Consider the following 6,222-nt stretch of genomic DNA (forward strand, 5'->3'; position numbering starts at 1 on the left):
ACCCCGGTGCCTAGCCCCCGTAGCTCGCCCGCAGCCGCCGCACCCCGTCCCGGAATCCGATGGGGCACATGGGCAGGTCACGGAGGAGGACGGGCGTCAGACCGCGCGCCTTCAACCCCACGAGCAGGAGGTCCACCACCTCCGGCGTCACCTCCGGGCCGTCGTGGAGGAGGAGGACGCCGCCGGGCCGCACCTGCCCCAGCACCCGCGCGGCGAGGGAGGCGGCATTCTCCCCGGTCCAGTCGCGCCCCTCCACGTCCCAGAGGGCAACCCGGCGGCGGGCGAGGCGGGCCAGCACGCGCGTCAGCGGACTGTGACCACCGTAGGGGGGGCGGTACAGGTGAGGGCCGCTCTCCCGCGCGCGGGGATGCCACCGCACCTGCCGCCACTCCCGCCACGGGGGCAGGAGCAGGGCGTGGGTGTGCCAGCGCCCGTGCGCCTCCACCTGGTGCCCCGCCTCCCGCAAGGCCCGCGCGAGGTCCGGCCACCGCTCCCACGCCGGGGCCGTCACGAAGAAGGTGGCGGGGGCACCGTGCCGCGCGAGGACGGCGAGGAGGTCCCCCGTCCTTTCGCCCGGCCCGTCGTCGAAGGTGAGGGCCACCCGCCGCGAGGAACGGTCGCCGGGACCGAGCGCCCCCCACCCGGCGGCCCGCCCCAGCACGTCGGCCAGCAGGGCGGCGAGCAGCGTCAGGCCGAGGGGGACGAGCGCCCACGCCCGCTGACGGCGGGTTCCCCCGGTGTGTTCTGGCGACTGGACGCTGGCGACTGGCAGCTCTCCCATCGCTCACGCGGGCTGCGCCGTCCGCTCCTCCGGGAACGCGCGGCGGAAGACGATGTAGGCGGCGGCGGTCGTCAGCGCCATGACCGCGCCCACAAGGAAGGGGCCGGGCAGCCCCAGTTGCGCGAAGGCGAGGGCACCGACGAGGGGGCCGAGGGCCGTGCCCGCGTTCTCCACGGTCATCAATGCCCCCCACGCGGCGGGACGCTCGGCTTCGGGAAGGGTGCCCGTTACGAGCGCGGCCCAGCCCGGCGAGATGCAGGCGTACCCCAGCCCGACGAGGGCCGCGAGCGGGTACATGGCCCACAGGGGCGGCGTGGTGGCGATGGCCGCGAAGGACAGGCCGATCAGCCCGAAGCCCACCGTCAGGGCGAGGCGTGCCCGCCCCCGGTCGGCCACCCGCCCGGTAAAGGGCAGGCTCGCGTAGGCGACCACCCCCCCCACCACCAGCAGGGCGACGAGACCCCAGTAGTTCAGACCCAATCCCGGTCCGAGTCTGAACAGCAGCGGCCCCAGCAGCGTCATGGTGATGTTCTGGACAAAGGCGGCGGGCAGCAGCGGCGCGAGGGCGCGGGCGGCGCGGCGCACCCGCTCGGGCGTGGGGGCGGCTCCCTCCTCCCGGCGGCGCACCCGGCGTGCGGGCAGGGCGAGGGTCGCCAGCACGGCGAGTACCTGCATCCCCAGCGCGATGAGGAGCGGCAACGTGGAGTTCCCCTGCGCCAGCCCGCCGAGCAGCAGGAAGCCGCCGCCGACGAGGGGCATCACGCCCAGCGCCACGCCCGTGATCGCGCGGCCCTGGTAGCCCTCGCGCGCGGCGTCGGCGGTGAGGTTCATCGCGCCGGGCCACATCGCCGCGAAGCCCGCCCCGTGCAGCGCGGCGATGGGAACGAGGAGCCACGGCCACCGGGCCAACGGCAGCAGCGCGAGCGCGACGAGACTCAACAGCGCCCCACCGAGCATGACCACCCGCAGGCCGTGACGGGCGATCAATGCCCCCGCCGGGCCGCGCATCAGCGTGTCGGCGGCGAAGTGGGCGGTCCACGCCGCGCCCACGGCGGTCAGCGGCAGCCCCAGCGCGGCGGGACCCGCCTGCGGAAGGTAGGCGGCGTACACCCCACTTCTCACGAACTCCGCACAGGCGAGCGCGACGGCGGCGGCCATGACCGGCCCCAGGGTGCCCGGACGCAGCGGCAGGCGCTCCCGATTCACGTCCCCACCCCCGGCGAAGGGATGACGGGCCGCGCCCGATCACCTGTTAGCCTGTGCCCGTGCCGGACTTCACGGTCGTGATTCCCGCGCGCAACGAGGCGGCGTACCTGCCCCTCACCCTGCGCGCCCTGGAACGCCAGCTCTCTCCCCCCGCCGAGGTCATCGTCGTGGACAACGCCAGCCAGGACGACACGGCGGCGGTCGCGCGGGCGTGGGGCGCTACGGTCCTCTCCTGCCACGTGCGCGGCATCGCCCCCACCCGTCAGGCAGGGCTGGAGGCCGCCCGCACGCCCTGGGTCGCCACCACCGACGCGGACTCGCTGCCCGGCCCCGAGTGGCTCGCCCACTTCCACGAGGCCGCCGGACCCGGCCAGGACGGTCATGGACACGGCGGGCGGGTGGCCCTCTACGGCCCGATGCGCTTCTGCGGGGTGTCGCGGCCCCTCGCCACGCTCTCCGGGGTCGCCTACACCACCTTCCTGCGGGCGTGCGAGGCCGCCGGGAAGCCCAACCTCGCCGGGGCGAACATGGCCTACTCCCGACAGGCCGCGCTGCTGGCGGGCGGCTACCCCGACGTGGAGGCCTACGAGGACGTATTGCTGGGGCAGGCGCTGGCCCGCCTGGGAGAGGTCGCCTACGTGCCCGGTGCCCTCGTGGAGACGAGCGCGCGGCGGCTGGAGGGGGGCTGGCTGCCCTTCCTGTGGCGTCACGCGCAAAACCTCAGCGGTCATACGCGAGGGTACTTCGGGAACTGACGCCCACGGCGGCCCCCGCCTCCACCGGGAAGGGCGTCTCGCGCGGCACCCCCAGCGCCCCCGCGTACACGTCGAGCACCCGCTCGGCCACCCCACCGGGCGTCCAGGCGGTGCCGAAAGCCCGCGCCCCCCGCGAGAAGCGCGCCCACTTCTCCCCGTCGGACAGCAGGTCCGCCGCGTGCTCCCGCAGCGCCCCCGCGTCGCCGGGTGAGACGAGGTAGCCGCTCCGCCCGTGCGACACGCCGCTCAGGGTGCCGCGCGCCCCAACCGCTACGACGGGCACGCCCATCAGTTGCGCCTCCTGAAGCACCAGCCCCTGCGTCTCCGTGTCGCTGGCGAAGAGGAAGAGTTCGGCGAGGCGGTAGTACGCCCCGACCTCCGTCCAGGGCCGCACGCCCAGAAAGCTCACGCGCCCGGCCACGCCCAATCGCTCGGCGTGCTGCACGAGGTGTTCACGCTCCGGTCCCTCGCCCAGCACGACGAGGTGCGCGTCCGGCAATCCGGCGAGCGCGTCCAGCACGAGGTCGAACCGCTTCTCACGCGCCAGCCGCCCGACGGTGAGGAGACGGCGGGTGCCGGTCGGCCACGGATTCTCGACCGGTGGGGCCGAGCGCAGCACCCCCGGCTCGACGGCGGTGGGAATGACGACCGGGTTCTGAACGCCCATCGCGCGGGTCACGTCCAGCATCGCGGCGGTGGGGGTGATGACCGCCTGCGCGCGGCGGTAGTACAGGCCCATGACGCGCGTGACGATCCCCGTGTGGCGCTGCACCAGCGGCAGGCCGGGGACGTAGTGCGTGTACGCCTCGATGTGCGTGTGGTACGTGGCGACGTGCGGCACACCCCACTTGCGCGCGAGGCGGGCACCTGCCAGCCCCAGCGTCAGCGGCGTGTGCGTGTGAACGAGGTCATACTTCTGCTCGAAGTCCTTTCGGGTCGGCCACGCGAGGCGGTAGGTCGGCAGGAAGACGTAGCGCACGCTGGAGACCCGGCGCACGTCTGGCCTCGTCTCCAGAGCCTCCGGGCTGTGCTGGTCCGGGCTGTGCTGTCTTGGAAAGGAGGGCGCGACCACCTCCACGTCGTGACCCCGCGCCCGCAGCTCGTCGCTGAGCAGCCCGACGCTGGTGACGATGCCGTTCTGGTCGGGCAGGAAGGTGTCGGTGAAGAGTCCTATGCGTAGGGGTCTCATCGAACCTCCCCCGGCCACCGCGTCGTTAAAGGAATCCTGAAGCATCACTGCCCAGGAGCATACGACGCCGGACCTGACCCATGCACTCATCGGCGGTCAGGAATCTTCACCTCTCCCCGTCCCGCCTCCCATCCCCGCTACAGTCGGGCCATGCCCGCGAAGGACGACCCCCACGCCTCCCCGCTGACCCGCCGGGCGCGCCGTGCCCTGAGCCGCGCGGGTGCCCACGGTGCCCTCCACGGCGGCCACCCCGGCGACCCACGTGTGGGTCTGACGGTGCCCGCTACCACGCCGGACGAGGTGCAGGAGGGAATAACGGCGTTGGGGACGGCAGGGGTGAGGGCGACGCTGCTCGTCCCGGTCGGACTCGCGGACACGGACGCCGAGGTGCTGCGCCTCGCCACGAACGCCGGGCACGAGGTCGCGGGGCAGGGCGACCCGGCTGGGCTGACCCGGCTGGACGTGGCGGTGGGCGGGACCGTGACGGCGTGGGCCTTCGATCCCTCCCTGAGCGGCGTCCAACTTCGTGCCCTCGCCGCGTCGGGCGTGCGTCCCCTGCCCCTCCCCTCCCCAGCGCCCGAGCTGGGCCTCACCCTGCGCGTCTCCCCCGCCGACCTTCCCGGCACCCTCGCCCGGCTGCGGACACTCGGCTACCGTCCCGTGCCCGTGCGCGAGTTGCCCGACCTGCGGCCCGCCACCCCCCGCGACCTCCTCATTCACGTCTACCGCCGCCTCGTGGACGACCGCTTCGCCCGCTCTCACGGGGTCCTGCCCCTCACCGAGCGGGCCGACGGGGTGATGCGGGTGGCGCTGCGGCCCATGCCCGCCGTGCTGCCCTTTCCACCCGGCTCACTGGCCGCCGAACTCCACCTGCACAGCCCGCGCCTCGTGGGCCTGAACGCGCGGGGGTCGCTGACGGCCTACCGCGCCTACCAGCGGTCGTTGCGGGATGTGGCCGCCGCCCTGCGGGACCGACCGGAGTTCGGGGACGCGCGGGCCGTCTTCGCCGTCACCCTCTTTCACGGGCCGCTGGAGAAAAACGGCTTCACCCTGACGCCGCTGCCGCCCATGCAGGCGCGCGTGTATGGCCTGGGCTTCCGCGTCATGCGCGTGGTGTACGGCACGCGGGTCGCCCCCTCGGAGACCGAGCCGAGGATGGCGTGGATGGAGCGGGAAGCGTTCCTGCGGCGGCATGGGTGAGAGCTGCTCCTGTCGTCAGGCTTGATCCAGCCTCCTGGGGAGAGCCGCCCCTCCCGCATCACATATGAGCGTCTAACGACCCAGGGGCAGCACGTCCCGCGCCCCGCCGAGGTGGGCCAGCGCGAGGGAGCGGTCCCCGTGGACGAGACCGGCCAGCGCCCACTGCACCTCCAGCGTGCCCGCCCAGAACCGGGCGCGGTCGAGGTGATCCCCCAACTCCGGGTAGGCGGGCAGCACCCCGGCGATCAGGGACTCCCCGTAATTGGACAGCAGCGCGGCCAGATCGGTCGCCGGGTCCCCGAGGCCCGCCGTGCCGAAGTCGATGACTCCCGCGAGGCGTTCGGCCTCCAGGTCGAAGAGCACGTGATACACCCCCAAATCCCCGTGAATCAGCCGGGGCGCGGGCGTCAGGTCCAGGATGTCCGCCAGGACCGGGGCGAAGTGGTCGTGAATCCAGGTGCGCTGATGCCGCATCAGGAGGGGAAACAGATGCTCCTCGGCCTGGGCCAGCAGCGCCAGCCAGTCCTCACGGGTTCGGAGGGCGTCGGATGCCTGAAGACCGGCGGCTTCGGTGGCGGCGCGCGGAATGGCGTGCATCTGCCGCAGGAACGACAGGAGGTCCGCCAGGACGGTTCGGCGAGTCTCCGGGGAGAGCCGCAGAAGACGGGTACGGGTCAGGGGTTCGCCGGGGAGAAAGCGGTAGCTGACGAACTCCGGCTCCAGGTGCTCGAACTCCGGCACCCGCAGGGACGTGTGCTCACGGACCAGGGCGAGCACCCGCGCCTCCTGCCGCAGGGCCTCGGCGGCCCACCGATGTTTGCCGAAGCGGCAGACCCTCTCGTGATCGACCACGACGACATCGTTGACCATGCCGTCCTGATTGAAGTCCAGCGTGTGTAGGGGCAAGTCGGGGTAGACCGACCGGATTTTGTCCAGATACGCCTGGGGAACGGACACGTTGACACCCTGACGGCCTGACAGATTTTATGAGGGCGAACGAAAAACGAGCTGCCAGCCGACTTCGAGCGTTGTTTGTAGTACAGTATGAGGGCGTTTTCGTCCGCTCAGTGGCTCAGGGTCAGGCTTACCCT

The 6,222-nt window shown here is 72.9% G+C and carries 6 protein-coding genes; 2 read left to right on the forward strand and 4 right to left on the reverse strand.

What is annotated here, in order from left to right; all coding sequences use genetic code 11:
• Nucleotides 1-10 precede the first annotated feature (10 nt).
• Nucleotides 11-781, reverse strand: coding sequence for a polysaccharide deacetylase family protein (locus V3W47_RS05665; RefSeq protein WP_331824207.1), 771 nt, complete (start codon nucleotides 779-781; stop codon nucleotides 11-13).
• A 3-nt stretch (nucleotides 782-784) separates the two neighbouring features.
• Nucleotides 785-1,987, reverse strand: a complete 1,203-nt coding sequence (locus V3W47_RS05670; protein ID WP_331824208.1) for an MFS transporter — start codon at nucleotides 1,985-1,987, stop codon at nucleotides 785-787.
• 59 nt (nucleotides 1,988-2,046) lie between these two features.
• Here V3W47_RS05670 and V3W47_RS05675 point away from each other — a divergent pair, with 59 nt between their 5' ends.
• The gene (locus V3W47_RS05675) at nucleotides 2,047-2,742 is read left to right on the forward strand and encodes a glycosyltransferase family 2 protein (protein WP_331824209.1); all 696 of its coding nucleotides are present in this window, start codon (nucleotides 2,047-2,049) and stop codon (nucleotides 2,740-2,742) included.
• Here V3W47_RS05675 and V3W47_RS05680 read toward each other — a convergent pair.
• Entirely contained in the window at nucleotides 2,708-3,931 is a 1,224-nt protein-coding gene (locus V3W47_RS05680) for a glycosyltransferase (RefSeq protein WP_331824210.1), read from the reverse strand. The two genes, V3W47_RS05675 and V3W47_RS05680, sit on opposite strands and share 35 nt — an antisense overlap.
• Before the next feature lie 150 nt (nucleotides 3,932-4,081).
• Here V3W47_RS05680 and V3W47_RS05685 point away from each other — a divergent pair, with 150 nt between their 5' ends.
• Nucleotides 4,082-5,131, forward strand: a complete 1,050-nt coding sequence (locus V3W47_RS05685; RefSeq protein ID WP_331824211.1) for a YkoP family protein — start codon at nucleotides 4,082-4,084, stop codon at nucleotides 5,129-5,131.
• A gap of 72 nt (nucleotides 5,132-5,203) precedes the next feature.
• Here V3W47_RS05685 and V3W47_RS05690 read toward each other — a convergent pair whose 3' ends face one another.
• Nucleotides 5,204-6,088 (reverse strand): phosphotransferase family protein, encoded by an 885-nt coding sequence (locus V3W47_RS05690; protein WP_331824212.1) that lies wholly within the window; start codon nucleotides 6,086-6,088, stop codon nucleotides 5,204-5,206.
• Nucleotides 6,089-6,222 lie beyond the last annotated feature (134 nt).

This window comes from Deinococcus sp. YIM 134068 (genome assembly GCF_036543075.1).
Taxonomy (GTDB): Bacteria; Deinococcota; Deinococci; order Deinococcales; family Deinococcaceae; genus Deinococcus; species Deinococcus lichenicola.